The following is a 1,014-nucleotide window of genomic DNA, read 5'->3' on the forward strand; positions in this document are numbered from 1 at the left end:
GGATTAGCCAAACACTTTATTGCGCACCGCAACGCTAACGAATCCAAAACCAAGACGATTCTCGACTCGGCAATCCAAAAAATCGCCATGCACGATTGGCCTGGCAACGTTCGAGAACTCAAACACACCATCGAGCGAGCGTTCATTCTCGCCGACGATACCATTAAAGATGAACATCTGATTTTCGATACGCCGCCACTAGAAACTGGCACCCGATTAGAAGACATGGTGCCTGCTGGCGTATCGTTAGAAGAGCTGGAAAAAGCCGCTATTCTCAATACGCTTGAAGAGAATCAAGGCAACAAAACGGAATCGGCTCAGGAGCTGGGTATCAGCGTTAAAACGCTGTACAACAAGCTCGAAAAGTATCAAGACGAGTAAACACACCGCAAATAGCAAAAGAGCACTGAATTGAATTCAGTGCTCTTTTTCATCGTCTCTTTCTATCTTTGCGTGCCTATCTTTGCGTGCAGCGCTGGATTACACCCACTGACCTGCCACAAAGCCACTCGACCAGCACCATTGGAAGTTATAGCCACCTAACCAACCGGTAACGTCCATCACTTCTCCGATGAAGTACAAGCCTTTGATGTTTTTACATTCCATGGTTTTAGAAGACAGGTGATCGGTATCTACACCACCCAAAGTCACTTCCGCCGTGCGGTAGCCTTCGGTGCCATTAGGTGCGATTGACCAGTTTTCTAAACGCTCCACCACGCTAGCAAGCTCTTTCGGGTTGAACTGCTTGAGAGGTTTATCCATCAGCTCTTTACGTTCAATCAGCACTTCCACTAAACGCTTTGGCAGCACTTTTGCTAGGGTGTTCTTTAGCGATTGATTTGGATGTTTCTCAAGGCTGCGCTCGAGCAGCAGAGCGATGTCTTCGTTAGGAACTAAGTTGATAGAAACTTTCTGACCCGCTTTCCAAAAAGAGGAAATTTGCAAAACCGAGGGGCCCGATAAGCCGCGGTGAGTAAACAACAGCGCTTCTTTGAACATGGTGCCGTCTTCGGC

Annotated in this window: 2 protein-coding genes; one reads left to right on the forward strand and one right to left on the reverse strand. The window is 47.7% G+C overall.

Going from position 1 to position 1,014, the window contains the following annotated elements:
- Positions 1 to 381, forward strand: a 381-nt coding sequence (locus R7M72_RS26195) for a helix-turn-helix domain-containing protein (protein WP_318056604.1), incomplete at its 5' end; no start/stop codon positions are given.
- A 99-nt stretch (positions 382 to 480) separates the two neighbouring features.
- Here the strand turns inward: R7M72_RS26195 and R7M72_RS26200 are convergent.
- Positions 481 to 1,014: aminoacetone oxidase family FAD-binding enzyme (locus tag R7M72_RS26200; protein WP_318056605.1), on the reverse strand; the 534-nt coding region annotated here is incomplete at its 5' end.

The sequence above is a fragment of the Vibrio sp. YT-18 genome (assembly GCF_033337345.1).
GTDB lineage: Bacteria > Pseudomonadota > Gammaproteobacteria > Enterobacterales > Vibrionaceae > Vibrio > Vibrio alginolyticus.